This window comes from Nitrosomonas sp. Nm166 (assembly GCF_900112825.1).
GTDB lineage: Bacteria > Pseudomonadota > Gammaproteobacteria > Burkholderiales > Nitrosomonadaceae > Nitrosomonas.
The window spans coordinates 1-15,263 of the sequence record NZ_FONE01000054.1 but is presented as its reverse complement, the minus strand read 5'-3'; the positions used below and the strand labels follow the sequence as shown (position 1 = coordinate 15,263).

The window sequence follows — 15,263 nt, the reverse complement described above, 5'->3', positions numbered from 1 at the left end:
CTCAAGGCCATTTTGAGAAAAGCCATGGCACGGTCATTCGATGCTTTGTGGAAAACCATCGGCAGCATACTGCCGCTCTTCTCAGCATATGAATGTAGAAATTACTTCCTGAATTCAGGGTATGGACGTACTTAAATGCAGAATGCTCTAATTCCAATCAAATCCCAGCCGTGCTGGAAAGTCTGCTAGCCCCTGCTGCTGCAACCATAACCAATTGCCGCTTACTGGTCAGCTTCGACAGTGAGGGCAAAATGCACATCATGCCAGTACCACCAGACGCATCCGTGCTGAGTAAAAGGGATATGCTAGAGGCAATCAATAAAGGCTTGGTGCTGGATACGGACACACTCGCTGAATTTGCAATGGCAACAATCAAGAACCTTCAGCATCGATGCAAGCCTTATAGAAAGGCGGTAACAGTTGAAATTTAAGAAAGTTAATTAGTAAAGCTAAAAAGCCCGCGCTTGGTTAACTGAGCCGGGCTTTTTGTTGTAAACTACCGTTAAATTTAGTTAAAAAATATTAAATCAATGCCGATAGGCATAGTCTAATAATAAAAAATGGCAGGGATGTTTTTTGGACTCTAGAAAGAGCAAAGCCGAATTACTTGCTGAGAATCAAAGCCTAAGGGCTGAAAGAAATTCAGCAGGTATTGCCAATGTTGTAATGTATTTAATCAAATATGGTGCCTTTGTATGGATTTCTTACCATATTTATTTGATGGTTGCAGAGCTTGCGGGTAAGCATACGTTTGCCGATATTGGTTTTGCTGTTTTTAGTAATTTGGAGCTATCAGTAGCACTTGGCTGGTGGTTTGGCATAAGTGGCATTATTTATGGATTATGGCAAGCAAAGCTGAGAAAAGACACCGTTGAAAGACTGCAAAACAGAATTCAATTTCTTGAATCAAAGTTAGATACGAAGAGAACATCCAGTCAATTAACACCACGTGGAGAAACAAGAAAGGAGGATGAATTATGAATGAGCTGCATACTTTGACTTCTTTAATATCAATTGCTTTATTGATGATATTGTTATTCTGGCTATTTCCTCAATATCGAACTGATTTGTTCAGGCAAAAAATGTTTAAATTGAGAGATAGCTTATTTGATGAAGCACTTAATGGAAAAATAAGCTTTAACGATCCGGCATATAACATGCTTAGAAATGCAATGAATGGATTTATACGTTTTGGCCATCAATTAAATATATGGCAAGCGTTGCTGTTTACATTGATTATAAAAAACAATAAACAGATTGATCACCCATTTACGCGTGAATTTGATAAAAACACAAAGCAATGCACTGATAATCAAAGACAAATATACTTGTCTTATTATTTCAAAATGAATTTGTATATCTTGGAGCATTTAATACTTTCATCAGTGATCCTTGTGTCTTTGATTGTGCCAGCAGTGTTTCTTTTTCTCGCAAAGAAACATATTGAAAAATTCGCAAGTTTGTTAAGGGCTCAGCTAGATAAGCTAAATACAGTAGCGCTTACAACAGGTAAAGCTTAATTCAGATGCATATTAACCCGCTTCGGCGGGTTTTTATTTGGTGAATTTGACACTATCATCAATCAGTACTAACCTATTCTCTCCCGCCAGGCCCATCCGGGCGGAAACCCTTCCGCCTTAATCTCTTCCCCGTCCGCTGCCATCATGGCAGCATGAATACTCGAAAAATCACCGGCATCGTCATTCATTGTGCAGCTACGCCGAATGGCCGCTGGCACGACGTTTTTGACATCGATAAATGGCATCAGGAACGTGGCTTTAAGCGTTCAGATGAATTTCGTAGACAATTCAATCCCAGGCTTTTAGCCATCGGCTATCACTTTATCATTTACACCAACGGTGCGGTTGCAACCGGCCGTAGTCTTTCTGAAATAGGCGCGCATGCGCAAGGTTTTAACAGCAGAAGCCTGGGCGTGTGTTTGATTGGTACTGATAAATTCACAATCGAGCAGTGGGATTCGCTGCGTGACAATGTCCGGGCATCGCTAAAGCTGTACCCGGAAGCTCGTATCGTCGGCCATCGTGACCTGCCGAATGTGCACAAGGAATGTCCCGGCTTTGATGTCAAGGATTGGCTGGAAAACGACATGAGGCCACGGCCTGGGCGAATCCTGGAGCAAGCCGCATGAGTCGCATCATTGAACTCATCACCGATGCTGGCACCGGCCAGCTTTCTCACACCAAGCTGTGGACGCACATCGCTTATTGCGCCGCTACGCTCGCATTCCTGCGCGCAACATTATTCTCCGACACCCCGCCAGATTCAGAAATCTGGCTCATTTATTTAGGCATTGTCGGCGCACATAACGTGTCCAGCAAAATCCTCTCTTTAAAATACGGAGCATCCAAATGATCCTATCACCCTATTTTTGGCTAGCGGCCTTGATTTTCGTTTTGTTAACTGCTGGTGGCGGATATGTCACTGGATATAAACATGCGCGTGAATATGCGGCTGCACAGCAATTGCAGGCCGTGGAAAAAGCCAGACAAGAAGCCATCGAACAAGCAAAACGCGATCAGCAAACCGCGCAAAAGTACGAGTCAGCACGGGAAACTGTTCGCACTGTTTATGTAAAAATCAAGGAGAAAGCCCATGAAAATATTAAAAATCACCCTGATTATGATCGTTGCGAGCTGGATCCTGTCGGCCTGCAGCTCTATAACGCCCGCCCCCCAGACGCCCAGGATTCCACCGGCAGCACTGACCGCCGAGTGTCCGGATCTGCCGAGCGCACCGGACGGCAAGCTCTCGACAATCCTAGCGAACAGCCTGGAGCGAGCGCAGATGTATTACGACTGCCAGGCACGCCACAAAGCATTGTCGGAATGGGCGGCCACATCACCGTAGGGGCGAATATATTCGCCCGGAGAACAAATGAAACCGGAGGATTTTGCTCAGGAAATTGAGCTTAAAGAATACGAAAACACACAAAAGCGCGCAATCCTGCCAAGGCGGCCATCATTATCACACTGTGAGGATTGCGGTGAAGCAATCCCGCTGGAGCGACAAAAGATAGCAGGTGTTACGCGCTGCATATGGTGCCAGGAAGATTTTGAAAGCATGGAAAAGAGAGGAAAGTTATGAACGAAGAACACATACTGTTACTGGGCGAGATCAAGGGCAAGCTTGATCAGGTCATTCAGGGCCAGGCAGAACAAAATACCCAATTGAGCGGTATCGATAAACGGCTGCGCAAGGTAGAAACCAAGTCGGCGCTGACCGGAGCTTTGGCAGGCGGCATGGTATCCGTAGGTGTTGCCCTTATGATTGAAAAAGGCAAGCGCACCATAGGCTTGTAGAACCAATGCCCTGCTATGTTAAACATACCAAAAATGGAAACACATTTTTGTCTGGCAAATTGGGGCCACACTGCGCCGATTGTAGCTGGGTATCCGGATATCTGTGCGATTACCCGGTAGGCAAAGGAAAAACCTGTGATCGGCCCCTATGTGAAGATCATGCCAATGAAATCGCTCCTGATATCCATTATTGTACAGCCCACTATCGCGAGTGGGAGGAATTCAGAAGTAGCGGCGGCGTAGAAAAAGAACTCAAGAACGTGATTCCTTTCGTTAAAAAATAAATGGCCCACTCTCCCGAAACCATCTCCGCAGTCCGTGCAGCCTACGTTTACGAAGCGTTAAATCGTGAAGCTATTTCAGACCGCTTTAACGTTCCGGTGAGCACGATTACGCGCTGGAAAAAAGATGCACTGGAAAAAGGCGACGACTGGGATCGCGCTCGTGCAGCTGCAAGGCTTTCTGGCCAAGGCATGGAAGCAGTCACCACAGCGGTGCTGGAAGATTTTGTGCTGATGTTCCAGAGCGCAATGGAGGAAATTAAAAACGCCAAAGACATCAAGCCTTTTGATAAAGTGGAAATGCTAAGCAAACTCTCGGATGCCTATGCAAAAACTGCTGCTGCAATGGCCAAAGCCAATCCAAAGCTGGATAAGTTAAGCTTTGCCGCCGACATCCTGCGCGACCTGGTGCAGTACGTCCAGCAGCACTACCCGCAGCATTCAATGGCTATGGAACAAGTGCTGATGCCGTTTAGTGAAGAAATAGGCAGACGCTATGGCTAAAACCACGCGCAAGGAATTCTTAAATCAAATTGCACAACTGGCCAGCCAGTTCCGCGTGCAGATTGAAGCGGAAGTCGATGGTTTTGCGCCTGATCCTGCCGCAAGGCTCGAGCGTCAAACCAAGGCCAAGAATGATTTAGAGTTTTTTGCACGCACCTATTTTCCGCATTACGTCAAACACCCGAACGCAGTGCTGCATGAATTCCTTTATAAGCGATTGAAAGAGATTGTTGACAACGGCATCGGCGATCATGAAGCGATCGCCGCCCCGCGCGGCAATGCTAAATCAACATTAGTCACACAAATATTCGTGCTCTGGTGCCTGGTCACCGGCCGTAAAAAATACCCAGTCATCATCATGGATGCGCTCGATCAAGCGCTGCCGATGCTGGAAGCCATCAAAGCCGAGCTGGAGTTCAATCCGCGCTTGATGATGGATTTCCCGGAAGCCACCGGCCAGGGGCGTGTGTGGCAAGTTGGCACCATTGTCACGGCCAATGATGCCAAAGTACAGGTATTCGGCTCAGGCAAACGCATGCGCGGCCTTCGGCATGGTCCGCACCGGCCAGACCTGGTCATTGGCGACGATCTGGAAAACGATGAAAACGTGCGAAGCCCAGAGCAACGCGACAAGCTGGAATCCTGGCTTAAAAAAACCGTACTGTCACTTGGGCCTGCCGATGACAGCATGGATGTCGTGATCATCGGCACCATCCTGCACTATGACTCAGTGCTGTCGCGCTTACTCAAAAATCCACTGTGGAAATCCAGAAAATTCAAAGCCATCATCGAATGGCCGCACAACATGAGTTTGTGGGACAGATGGGAAGAAATTTTATTGAATCAGGGCGAAGAAAATGCGCTTGCTTTCTACCAGGAACGCAAAGCCGAAATGGAAGCGGGGGCGGTTGTTAGCTGGCCCGCCGCCAAATCGCTTTATAAACTCATGGTCAAGCGCGCCCGTGATGGCCGCCCAGCCTTTGATTCCGAACAGCAGAACGATCCGGTATCAGGCGATGATGCACCTTTCGCAAACTGTCTCAAAAATTTCTGGGTAAACCGTTTACCAGAGTGGCGTTTCTTTGGTGCATGTGATCCGAGTCTTGGCAAACACGGGGCTAGCCGTGATCCATCAGCTTTGATGGTTGGCGGTTTTAACCGGGCCACTGGTGTTTTGGATGTGGTCGAAGCGCTCATCAAAAAACGCTTGCCGGATAGAATCATCGAGGATGTCATCGCCTTACAGATGGAATACAAATGCCTGTTGTGGGCTGTGGAAATAGTCCAGTTCCAGGAATTTCTTAAAACTGAACTTGTGAAACGCTCAGCCGCGCGCGGTATGCCGGTTCCGGCGGTGGGCATTAAGCCAAGTACAGACAAGCTGCTACGCATCGAAACCCTGCAACCGCACATGGCAAATGGCCTGATTCGGCTGCATCCATCACAAAACACGCTGATCGACCAACTGCGCCATTTCCCCAAGGCGGATCATGATGATGGCCCTGATGCATTGCAGATGCTGTGGATGCTGGCCACCACCCGAAGCGTAGGCATCGACTATCAAAGTGCAAAAAAATCAACAAGTGAAGGTGAACGATTTGGAGGTAATGGCGCATGGTAAAAATTCTCGACGCAAACGGTAACCCAATCGACACCGGCAAAATGCGCAAATCGCAAAGCGCAACAGTCGGCAGACTCAATCAAACATTTGCCGGACACCCTAGCCGTGGGCTGACACCAGCCAAACTCGCCCGAATCATGGAATCAGCCGAACAGGGCGACATCCAGTCCCAACATGAACTGTTCATGGATATGGAGGAGAAAGACGGCCACATTTTTGCCGAGATGAGCAAAAGAAAGCGCGCGTTGCTGACGGTTGACTGGGACATTATGCCGCCGCGCAACCCTTCGGCCAAGGAGCGCAAATCAGCGACCTATATCAAAGATCTGTTAACGGATGTTAACAATTTTGAGGACGTGATTCAGGACTGCCTGGATGCGATCGGTCACGGATTTGCCTGCCTTGAAATCGAATGGCAGATGCTGGGAAGTGAATGGCTGCCTAAAAACATCAATCATCGTCCGCAAAGCTGGTTCCAGACCGATCGGGCAACTCGGACACAGATCCGGCTAAAAAACAATTCGCAGGAAGGTGCAGAACTTCAGCCGTTCGGATGGATCGCCCATGTGCACAAGGCAAAATCCGGTTATTTATCCCGAGCCGGTCTGCATCGGGTTCTGGCCTGGCCGTTCCTGTTTAAAAATTATTCTGTCCGAGACTTGGCGGAATTCCTGGAAATTTATGGCCTGCCGCTTCGCCTGGGCATTTATCCGCAAGGCGCAAGCGATGACGAAAAAAACACTCTGCTGAATGCCGTTGCCGCCATCGGCCACGATGCTGCCGGAATCATCCCGGAAGGCATGATGATTGATTTCAAAGAGGCAGCCAAAGGTGCATCAGATCCCTATGCATTTATGATTGAATGGTGCGAACGCATTGTTAGCAAGGTGATTCTCGGTGGCACACTCACCAGCCAGGCGGACGGCAAAACATCAACCAATGCGCTTGGCAACGTGCATAACGAAGTGCGCCACGATCTAATGATATCGGACGCCAAGCAGTTATCCGGCACACTCACGCGCGACCTGGTGTATCCGCTCTATGCATTAAACGTTGGCGGTATTGAAGATATCCGCCGCTGTCCGCGCCTGGTGTTTGATCTGGGTGAAGCGGAAGATTTGAGCCTGTACGCCGATGCACTGCCCAAGCTGGTGGATGTCGGATTGACTGTACCGGTTTCCTGGGCGCGCGATCGGCTGAGAATCCCGGAGCCGGAGGGCGATGAACCGGTACTCATGCGATCGCAATCAACCAATCCAACAATTCCACCAAGCACAACTCAGGCGACAAAATGTCATCCCGAGCTTGTCGAGGGATCTTTATCGGTCGCAGCCGCAACCGCAAACCAGGACCAGGACGAATTCGATATTTTCGCCGATGAATTGTCCGGGGATTGGGAGCGTTTAACGGATCCACTTGTATCGCCCATCCTGGAACTGGCAGCAAATTCAAAAAATTTTGAAGATTTCCAGGCAGGTCTTGCAGGGCTGATCCAGTCAATGGATCCGGAAAAATTGGCCGAGGTGCTGGCACAGGCGCAATTTGCTGCAGCAATTTACGGCCGGGTAAAAGGCCAGTTAGATCAGAATGATTAAATTCCAGGCATTGCCTCCCAAGGAAGCGATCGAATTTTTTCGGAGTAAAGGCTACAAGATCGGCTTTAGCTGGGAGGACGTCTGGCAATCCGAACATCAGGCAGCGTTTACCGTCGCCAAGGTGATGCAGCTCGACATTCTGCGTGATATCCGGGCAGGCATTGATTCGGCACTTGCAGACGGAACCACTTTTGAAACCTTCCGTAAGCAGCTCAAACCACTATTGATGCAAAAAGGCTGGTGGGGAAAAGCGGAAATGACCGATCCATTAACCGGTGAAACCAGGCTCGTGCAACTGGGCAGCACACGAAGGCTTCGGACCATCTTTGATACTAACCTGAGAACGGCACATTCTGAAGGCCAATGGGAAAGAATACAAGACGCTAAAAAGCGTTTTCCGTACCTGCGCTATGACGCCAACAATTCCGAGCATCCGCGCATGCAGCATTCCGCTTGGGATAACCTGGTGTTGCCCGCCGATGACCCGTTCTGGCAAGCGCACTTCCCAGTCAAAGCTTGGGGATGCAAATGTAACGTCACTCAATTCAATCAGCGAATGTTGGATCAACGCGGCCTGAAGGTTGGCGAATCACCCGAAGTGCCACAATATACTTATGCCAACAAGCGCACCGGCGAAATCCAGAAAATCCCGCTCGGGGTGGATCCTGGATTTAATTACCCGCCCGGTGGCCGCCTGGATAATCTGCCCAGGTTTGTAACCGACAAGATCATCCAGGCTCCGGCTGATTTGGCTGCTACCTGGTGGCAGACAATGTTGCCACTGCAAGCGCCAGGCATCACCAAAACATTCCAGGAATTTGTTGCGAAGACGTTTGCCGATGCCACTCCCAGGGGCAAGTTTGTAGTGGCCGGTTTTGCGCACCCGGACGATATCGAGTTTCTGCGAGGCCAGGACAAAACGCCGGTGTCCGCTGAGATTGCCGTGCAAGACCGGCTGATGGTCGGCAGAAAAGCAGACCGACATGAATTGGATGGCGATGCGTTAAGTGAAGCTGAATGGATGGAATTACCCGTTAAATTATCAGATCCCAAGGCCGTGCTATATGACAATGAGACCGGGAATTTGCTGTATATAATGGACAGCCAAGATGATACCCGCGCTCAGAAGCTGGTGGTGCAGATGGATTTTGTGCCAAAGAAGCCAAAGCGGAAACTCAATATGGCAAGAACTGCTTTTAAGGTAGATTCGGTCGCATTAAAAGGAAGAAAATATACTCTTGTCAGAGGAGCTGTTGAGTAACGGGCGGGAGGCCGGACGTCCCTCCATCCAGGGGTGCTTGAAGCACTCAAGCCTGTGGACTCCGAATTTTCCACAGCTCACCCGTTAATTAAAATTGTATGCTCATCACACGGAAAACGCAAAACCGATTTAAACGCGATTTGAGCGTTTCTGATGAGTCACAGCTACCATGATAAGGATCATTCAGAGATCCCCGCGTTAAACCCGAGTTAAATTCAGTTTAAACGATATTTTTATATTCCAGATGATCCCCGGTTTGACGTTTAAACCATAAAAATGCTAGTCTGACTTTTAGTCAATACCTTTCAGAGCGGAAATCTTTCCGCCTTAACTCAATGATTCCCCGCTTTTATTATGGCGGCATGAATCCAAAAAACACCCAATTCAAGAAAAACTCATCCGGCATTGCCGCGTGCGCGATTATCGTCACGCCTGGCAAGGAAATCCAGTTATTTCCTGAAGGTCGATTTCGGGCTAGTGATGGCCGTCCAAAAGACGCGCCGCACTGGAAGATTGACGCGGAACTGGCAGCAAGCATCATCGCAGACTTTTCAGCTCGTGAAAATCGTACTGTCATTGACTACGAACACCAAACCTTATTGACAGCTCAAAACGGTCAACCTGCGCCAGCATCGGGCTGGTTCTCTAAGCTCGAATGGCGCGATAGCGGTCTGTATGCCATCGATGTGGAGTGGACGGAACGCGCCACCACCATGATCGAGAGCGGCGAATACAAATACATTTCTCCGGTTTTTACCTACGATAAGAAAACAGGCGCAATCAAGAGCATTTTAAATGCCGCGCTGACCAACAACCCGGCCCTGGACGGCATGGATGCCGTCGCGGCCAGTCAATTTGCCCAACTAATTAACCAACAAAATGACCAGGAGAAATTATCCATGGAAGAGTTATTGAATAACTTGCGCTGGATGTTGAACATGCCAGTAACCACAACGCAGGAAGAAATTGTCGCCGAGCTGCAAAAAGCCATCGACCAGATCAAGACGTCCGCAACCGCAGCAACAAGCGCAGCCGGTTTTAACGTTGCCAACCTGATCAAATCTCAAGCCGATCAAATCGCTTCCTTAAGCCTGGCTGTAAACAATCCTGATCCTGCCAGGTTCGTGGCAGTGGCTACGATGAAAGCAATTCAAGATGAATTGACTGCGTTGAAGAAAAAAGAACTTGAGCGCGAGGTCGGTCAAGTGATCCAGGAAGCGCTGACATCAAGCAAGTTATTGCCACCGCAAGTGGATTGGGCGCGCAGCCACGGCATGAAAGATTTGGAATCACTCAAACAATTTATTGCCGATCAACCTCCAGTAGCTGCGCTGACCCAAACGCAAACCGGCGGCAACCCGCCAGAAGGCATCCAATCGGTCGATACCCAGGATTCCAAAGCCATTGCGGAAGCTGCACTTAAATACCAGACGGAAAAAGCTTCTGCCGGTATTACGGTGACGACCGCCCAAGCTGTGGATGCGGTGCTTGCGCGCAAATAAAGCAGCCCCGAATTATCAATTAGACATAGGAGCAAAAGCATGGCCAATGAAATGCTTAACAAAAACTATACCGCAGGCGGCGCGATTAGCGCGTACCGCATCGTCAAGGCGGGCGCAAACGACGGTGAAGTGCTGCAAGCCGCTGCTGCAACAGATTTATTGATGGGCGTGTGCGGTGCTATCGCCCCAGCATCCGGCGAGCGCGTGGATATCGTGAAAGTTGGTATCGCGCAAGTCGAATTCGGCGGCACCGTTACACGTGGCCAGCCGGTAACGAGTGATGCCAATGGAAAGGCTGTGGCGGCTGCACCTGCAGCCGGTGTAAATAACCGCATCATCGGCTTTGCTGAAGTGTCCGCAGTATCTGGTGATATTGCCGACGTGTTGATCGCCCCCGGCTTGATGCAAGGTTAATCATAAATCGTAGCCAAAAATATATTCAACAAATTAAGGAGAACCAGATGCGCATAACCAAAACCAGTGGGTTTCTATTTCTAACAATTGCCACCATCCTGTGCGGCGCGGCCTTTGCTGGCATGACTCCGCCGCCAGACATAGGGTATGGAGAAAGCTTGTTATATGGAGCGGCATTTGCCGGCGCTGTCCGTCCTTTCCCGGTCGATCCACGTTTAACCGCCATTGCAATCGCCTACCGCAACCCTGATATTGCACTGATTGCCGACGATGTGCTGCCGCGCACGCCTACCGATGCGGAATTCAAATATCTGCTATTCGATAAGGGCCAGGGCTTTACCGTACCGGACGCAAAGGTTGGCCGTAAAAGCATGCCGAATGAAGTGGAATTCAGCGCGACCGAGGTGCAGGACAAGGTGGTTGATTACGGCCTGGACGATATCGTGCCCAATGAAGATATCGAAGACGACAATCAAAAAACTGATCCCCTGGGAACGTCCACTGCTTATCTGACCAATCTTGTCAATCTGGCCCGTGAACAGCGTGTGGCCAATCTGGTTTTTAATAATGCAAGTTTCGCCACCGGCAACAAAACCACGCTATCCGGCACCAGCCAGTGGTCTGATCAGGTCAATTCCAATCCTGTGAATGCAATCGGCGATGCGCTCGATGTGCCCGTGATGCGCCCGAATATTGCAGTATTTGGACAGCAAACGTGGACGAATCTGCGCCGTCATCCAAAGATCGTGCAGGCTGTATTCGGTACCGACCAGGGTGCGGGCATGGTCAGCCGGCAGCATTTTGCCGACTTGTTCGAGCTGCAAGCGGTGTATGTCGGCCAGGGTTTCATCAACAGCGCCAAGAAAGGCCAGGCGGTGACATTGGGCCGTGTCTGGGGCAAGCATGCCGCATTTCTGTACCGCGATCGCGCCGCTGGCCCGCAACAAGGTGCAACGTTCGGATTCACAGCCCAGGCTGGCGACAAAATAGCCGGGCTATATGATCGGCGCGGTAACCTCATATAACAGCAGCACTGGGGCATTGGTTGTTAATGTCTCGGGAACAGGTGGCTCAGGAACTAAAACAGCCTGGACGATCAGTTTAACTGCGCCGACAACCGGACAATATTTGCTGTTAACAGGCGGGGTGATATCAGCTAATAGCTCATCTGATGCGCTTAGGATTACTCAAACGGGCAGTGGTAATGCGCTTGTTGTTGAGGATAGTACAAATCCTGATGCTACGCCGTTTGTAATAACTAATAGTGGAGCAACCCTTATAGGACATACAGCTTCCCTAACTGTACCAGCTGTTGCGACATCCTTATTACAAATTAATTCGTCAGCCTCAAATGGGCAACAAGCAGGTGTTAGCGCATTCGCTTGGGATGCGGACACTACCGGAACAACATTAACCGCGGCAACATACACATTTAATCGTAGCGGATCTGATACTACCGGAACACATACAGTTGTTACCGCCAATAATACACTAGGCAGTATTTATTTCACTGGTAGTGATGGAGCTAGCTTTACTCCTGCCGCTCTCATACTTGCCGCCGTCGATGGTACTCCTGGTACTAATGATATGCCAGGCCGTTTGATATTTAGCACCACCGCTGATGGCGCATCGAGTCCAACTGAGCGGATGAGAATTGATAGCTCTGGCAGGATTGGTATCGGTGGAACTCCATCGGCAGGGCAAATTGTAGCAATACTAAAAAATATTGCTGGATCTGCATTTTCAAATGGCATTGTCGTAGATTCACAAGTTCAATCTGACGTGTCAAGCCGAGCTGACTATTTTCTCAGCTCATCTAAAGTGGCGTCCGGCAGTTATCCGCTTTTAAATCATTATCGCGCCCAGCAAGGAACATTCACTGGAACAGTTACGACGCAGAATGGATTTGAAGCTGGGAATAGCCTTATCGGGGCAACAAACAATTACGGTTTTTATGGAGATATCCCGGCAGGCACAGGGCGTTGGAATTTTTATGCAAATGGTACTGCTCGTAACTTCTTTGCCGGAGGGGTTGAAGTCGCAGCCGGATCAACAGCGCAAATAACAGGATTTATCAATATTCCAGCAGCAGGCGGCGCCCCGACCGGAACGCCGACAAATCCAACGGGAAATGTCCCGCTTTATTACGATACAAGCAACAACAAACTGTACGTCTATAACGGCGGCTGGAAAGCAACCGCAGCATTAACATAGGAGATACTAAATTGCCACAATTAATCGTTGACCTAACCCAAGATCAATACGACCGATACAAAATCGGATTCAAACAAATTCAAGGTATGGAAATGGATCCCACTGACGAGCAGCTTACAGCACAGTTAAAGAGAGAGGCCGCAGCAATAACGTATGCAGCGGAAGTCGGCAATGGCAATGGTTCAGGCTGGACATTTTAATAGGAGAAAAAATGCAAAACATCAAGTTACACCTGGACGAAGTCAACGGCATTCTGCAGATCCTCGGGCAGATGCCTTCGTCAACTAACGTCTGGCCGCTGATGCAGAAAATTCAACAGCAAACGCAGGTTTCGCTGTAGCAAGCTGAAAACAGTGATGCAGGCAGTCAGAAATAGAAATAAAGAGAGCGATCAGGCCATCCTCCGAATTATGGCCTGACCACTATAACCCACAGATTGCGCCTGTGAGCCACAGCCAAGGCTCCCTGCCAAGTCGACCGGCGGAATAAGCCTAGCACATACTAAAAATAGAGAGGCTTACAGTATGAACCAGAATTACCCGATTATTCCATGGATTGGCGGCAAACGCCGCCTGGCCAAATATATTTGGCCATTTTTTCCAGAGCATACCTGTTACGTAGAACCATTCTGTGGCGCGGCAGCGTTGTATTTCATGAAAAAACAAACGCATGTGGAAGTGCTCAATGACATCAACAGCGATCTGGTTAACATGTACCGCGTGATCAAGCATCATTTGGATGAATTCACAAAACAATTCCGATGGGCGCTGACCAGCCGAGAGATGTACAAATGGCTGCAAATCACGCCGACAGAAACACTCACCGATATTCAACGCGCGGCTCGCTTCTACTATTTACAGAAGCTGGCTTTTGGCGGCAAGGTAGCCAACCAGAACTTTGGCACCGCTACCACTACCGCACCACGCCTGAACCTGCTGCGCCTCGAGGAAGAGTTAAGCCAGGCGCATCTGCGGTTATCGCAAACCTATATCGAGCACTTGGCATGGCACGACTGTGTGCGTAAGTACGATCGAGAATACACCTTGTTTTACTGTGATCCCCTTACTGGGGTACGGAAGGTTATGGCGTGGATTTTGAGCTGAAGCAATATGCTCAGATAGCCGAGCTAGCGAGGACGATCAAAGGCAAGATGATCATATCAGTCAACGATATTCCGGAAATGCATGAGGCGTTCAAGGAATTGACGATGCAGTCGGTGGCGATTAGTTATACTGTGGGCGGCCAGCAAGGGCGCGGACAACGCACCGAGCTGGTCATTCAGAATTTTTAACGATGAAGCAATGTGCGGGCTTGATCAAACCCAACCCACTTGCCGGATAGATCCAAGCCACGGTTGATTAGCTCACCTATGGCCATATCGTTAAGATCAATTTCCCCATTGGCTGCAGCAAGCGGCAAGGTTTGAATGGAGAGTAATTCATCGTGGATGAGTGTCGTTTGTTCCGTGTTCATTTTAACCTCCCTGTTAAGATGAACACATTGACGCTCTACCCGTTAAATAAGTCAACTAGCAGTGCCCAGTAAAGCAAAAATTAGTGTCAAATTGCGCGAGAAGTTACATTTACTAGAGCAATACGCGCCAAGCTATTAGATAAATCAAGCAGCTTCGGAAAAGAATATCTTAAGCTACTAATAAGTGAAATCCGTATAAGGGGCAACCAAGCTGAAATAACTGGCAGCTATTCAGCATTGGCACATGCTGTTACTGAGAATGAATTGAACACTCGTGATAGAGTGCAGATTTGTACCGAATTGGCTCCCCGACCAGGGCTCGAACCTGGGACCTGCGGATTAACAGTCCGTCGCTCTACCGACTGAGCTATCAGGGAACTGCTGAAAAATGCATGTTAACGTTTTGAAGCTTATTGGTCAACTATCAATTCACTTATTTAAGTAGTTTAGACCCGATCTGGCGGTTATCCGATTTGACGAAATACGTGTCAATTCAAATTCCAGTATAGTGATTTTATCGTACCAAACCTCCTTTGCGTCAATTAAAATTTGCATGGAAAGCACTGATCGACGCCCGACGCCAATTGCCGCAAGCCCAACAACAAGAACCGGTCGAGGAAGTCACTGAAAGTTGCAGTAGTTGCGTTTGCTTTGGACAATCTACATTTATGACCGGTTTCATGAAACCATCTTGCAAGAATTCTATTAGGTGGTTCTGGAAAAGATCTATCTCTAAAAGAGAACTACAGGCCGATCTGGAAGTTTGGCTGACTTACTACAGCAATGATCGAACCCATAGAGCAGGATGTGTTATGGACGTATACCCATGCAAATCTTAATTGCCACCGCAGAGTGATAACGATAAAAAGTATCGTGGGAAAACCATTACTCCACGGGATATGCTGTTTAGCTCGGCTGCTGCCAAATTTAACAAGCCGATCTTGTGCTTGATGATGTTCTATTTAAAACTATCCATGGGGTTACTTATATGGACGCCTCCCGGTATGGCAAGAGATATTTCATGTTCTGGCGATGCGAGGAATCGGCTGCAGTCTTATATCCGGCCTTGTTGCAGAGT

Annotated in this window: 22 protein-coding genes and 1 tRNA gene; 21 read left to right on the top strand and 2 right to left on the bottom strand. The window is 48.8% G+C overall.

The genetic code is table 11. The features are described 5' to 3' along the window. Positions 1–170 precede the first annotated feature (170 nt). From BM021_RS13275 to BM021_RS16250, 21 genes are all read left to right on the top strand, one after another. A complete protein-coding gene (locus BM021_RS13275) occupies positions 171–431 on the top strand; it encodes a hypothetical protein (RefSeq protein ID WP_090721505.1) in 261 nt (86 codons plus the stop codon). A gap of 145 nt (positions 432–576) precedes the next feature. Continuing rightward, complete coding sequence (locus tag BM021_RS13270; protein ID WP_090721504.1) at positions 577–981, top strand: hypothetical protein; 405 nt, start codon at positions 577–579, stop codon at positions 979–981. Further along, positions 978–1,520 (top strand): hypothetical protein, encoded by a 543-nt coding sequence (locus BM021_RS13265; protein WP_090721503.1) that lies wholly within the window; start codon positions 978–980, stop codon positions 1,518–1,520. Before BM021_RS13270 ends, BM021_RS13265 begins: the two co-directional genes overlap by 4 nt. A gap of 152 nt (positions 1,521–1,672) precedes the next feature. Further along, the gene (locus tag BM021_RS13260; protein WP_090721502.1) at positions 1,673–2,149 is read left to right on the top strand and encodes an N-acetylmuramoyl-L-alanine amidase; all 477 of its coding nucleotides are present in this window, start codon (positions 1,673–1,675) and stop codon (positions 2,147–2,149) included. Then, positions 2,146–2,373 carry a hypothetical protein gene (locus BM021_RS13255; protein ID WP_090721501.1) on the top strand — a complete coding sequence of 76 codons (228 nt, stop codon included), beginning with the start codon at positions 2,146–2,148 and terminating at the stop codon, positions 2,371–2,373. The genes BM021_RS13260 and BM021_RS13255 overlap by 4 nt, the downstream gene beginning before the upstream one ends. After that, positions 2,370–2,927, top strand: coding sequence for a hypothetical protein (locus tag BM021_RS13250; RefSeq protein ID WP_090721500.1), 558 nt, complete (start codon positions 2,370–2,372; stop codon positions 2,925–2,927). Before BM021_RS13255 ends, BM021_RS13250 begins: the two co-directional genes overlap by 4 nt. Next, positions 2,896–3,105, top strand: a complete 210-nt coding sequence (locus BM021_RS13245; protein WP_090721499.1) for a TraR/DksA C4-type zinc finger protein — start codon at positions 2,896–2,898, stop codon at positions 3,103–3,105. The genes BM021_RS13250 and BM021_RS13245 overlap by 32 nt, the downstream gene beginning before the upstream one ends. Continuing rightward, entirely contained in the window at positions 3,102–3,320 is a 219-nt protein-coding gene (locus BM021_RS13240) for a hypothetical protein (RefSeq protein ID WP_090721498.1), read from the top strand. The genes BM021_RS13245 and BM021_RS13240 overlap by 4 nt, the downstream gene beginning before the upstream one ends. 47 nt (positions 3,321–3,367) lie before the next feature. Further along, positions 3,368–3,604 carry a hypothetical protein gene (locus tag BM021_RS13235; RefSeq protein WP_218147869.1) on the top strand — a complete coding sequence of 79 codons (237 nt, stop codon included), beginning with the start codon at positions 3,368–3,370 and terminating at the stop codon, positions 3,602–3,604. After that, complete coding sequence (locus tag BM021_RS13230; protein WP_090721496.1) at positions 3,605–4,105, top strand: DUF1804 family protein; 501 nt, start codon at positions 3,605–3,607, stop codon at positions 4,103–4,105. It abuts the gene before it with no gap. Next, positions 4,098–5,726 (top strand): phage terminase large subunit, encoded by a 1,629-nt coding sequence (terL, locus tag BM021_RS13225; protein WP_090721495.1) that lies wholly within the window; start codon positions 4,098–4,100, stop codon positions 5,724–5,726. Before BM021_RS13230 ends, terL begins: the two co-directional genes overlap by 8 nt. Beyond that, a complete protein-coding gene (locus tag BM021_RS13220; protein ID WP_090721494.1) occupies positions 5,720–7,321 on the top strand; it encodes a DUF935 domain-containing protein in 1,602 nt (533 codons plus the stop codon). The genes terL and BM021_RS13220 overlap by 7 nt, the downstream gene beginning before the upstream one ends. Next, on the top strand, positions 7,314–8,582 hold the full coding sequence (locus BM021_RS13215) for a phage head morphogenesis protein (RefSeq protein WP_090721493.1): 1,269 nt from the start codon (positions 7,314–7,316) through the stop codon (positions 8,580–8,582). The genes BM021_RS13220 and BM021_RS13215 overlap by 8 nt, the downstream gene beginning before the upstream one ends. Positions 8,583–8,944: 362 nt before the next feature. Beyond that, complete coding sequence (locus BM021_RS13210; protein ID WP_177186382.1) at positions 8,945–10,084, top strand: phage protease; 1,140 nt, start codon at positions 8,945–8,947, stop codon at positions 10,082–10,084. A gap of 39 nt (positions 10,085–10,123) precedes the next feature. Next, the gene (locus tag BM021_RS13205; protein WP_090721491.1) at positions 10,124–10,498 is read left to right on the top strand and encodes a capsid cement protein; all 375 of its coding nucleotides are present in this window, start codon (positions 10,124–10,126) and stop codon (positions 10,496–10,498) included. Between the two features lie 47 nt (positions 10,499–10,545). Next, positions 10,546–11,523, top strand: coding sequence for a hypothetical protein (locus tag BM021_RS13200; protein ID WP_090721490.1), 978 nt, complete (start codon positions 10,546–10,548; stop codon positions 11,521–11,523). Then, positions 11,498–12,712 carry a hypothetical protein gene (locus tag BM021_RS13195; protein ID WP_090721489.1) on the top strand — a complete coding sequence of 405 codons (1,215 nt, stop codon included), beginning with the start codon at positions 11,498–11,500 and terminating at the stop codon, positions 12,710–12,712. Before BM021_RS13200 ends, BM021_RS13195 begins: the two co-directional genes overlap by 26 nt. A gap of 11 nt (positions 12,713–12,723) precedes the next feature. Beyond that, complete coding sequence (locus tag BM021_RS13190) at positions 12,724–12,912, top strand: hypothetical protein (protein ID WP_090721488.1); 189 nt, start codon at positions 12,724–12,726, stop codon at positions 12,910–12,912. 11 nt (positions 12,913–12,923) lie between these two features. Then, positions 12,924–13,052 carry a hypothetical protein gene (locus BM021_RS16255; protein ID WP_256207924.1) on the top strand — a complete coding sequence of 43 codons (129 nt, stop codon included), beginning with the start codon at positions 12,924–12,926 and terminating at the stop codon, positions 13,050–13,052. 184 nt (positions 13,053–13,236) lie between these two features. Next, complete coding sequence (locus BM021_RS13185) at positions 13,237–13,815, top strand: DNA adenine methylase (protein ID WP_256207923.1); 579 nt, start codon at positions 13,237–13,239, stop codon at positions 13,813–13,815. Beyond that, positions 13,800–14,003 (top strand): hypothetical protein, encoded by a 204-nt coding sequence (locus BM021_RS16250; RefSeq protein WP_256207922.1) that lies wholly within the window; start codon positions 13,800–13,802, stop codon positions 14,001–14,003. The genes BM021_RS13185 and BM021_RS16250 overlap by 16 nt, the downstream gene beginning before the upstream one ends. On the opposite strand, the gene BM021_RS13180 is transcribed toward BM021_RS16250, so the two are convergent. Together BM021_RS13180 and BM021_RS13175 are read right to left on the bottom strand one after the other, a co-directional pair. Continuing rightward, positions 14,000–14,185 (bottom strand): hypothetical protein, encoded by a 186-nt coding sequence (locus tag BM021_RS13180; protein WP_090721487.1) that lies wholly within the window; start codon positions 14,183–14,185, stop codon positions 14,000–14,002. The genes BM021_RS16250 and BM021_RS13180 overlap by 4 nt on opposite strands. Positions 14,186–14,486: 301 nt before the next feature. Beyond that, positions 14,487–14,562, bottom strand: a tRNA-Asn gene (locus BM021_RS13175). Positions 14,563–15,263: the final 701 nt, after the last annotated feature.